The 247-nt window shown below is 78.9% G+C and carries 1 pseudogene; it reads left to right on the forward strand.

The window, feature by feature from the left end:
* Positions 1 to 4: 4 nt before the first annotated feature.
* Positions 5 to 247: pseudogene (locus tag KVT44_RS59800) on the forward strand (MerR family transcriptional regulator); the annotation flags it as partial.

The following is a 247-nucleotide window of genomic DNA, read 5'->3' on the forward strand; positions in this document are numbered from 1 at the left end:
CGATATCGTCGGCCCCAGGGGGCGAAACCTCCAAGGGGGGGGGCGGCCCAGGCCGGTTGATCTGGCGCGCGGGCCCCGTCTGTCCCCGCAGGCGGTCAGGAACTACGGGGCGGCCGGCATCCTTCCGGCCGCCGGCCGCACTCCCCACGGGCCCCGCACCTACCCCTCGCTGCCCGCCGGGGCCCTGCGCGCGTTCCTCCCCCTGGTGCCCGGCCACGGCCACCCGCCGGCGGCGTCGCTCACGCGT

Origin of the sequence: Streptomyces sp. GbtcB7, assembly GCF_019091445.1 — a bacterium.
In the GTDB taxonomy this organism is placed as follows: domain Bacteria; phylum Actinomycetota; class Actinomycetes; order Streptomycetales; family Streptomycetaceae; genus Streptomyces; species Streptomyces mirabilis.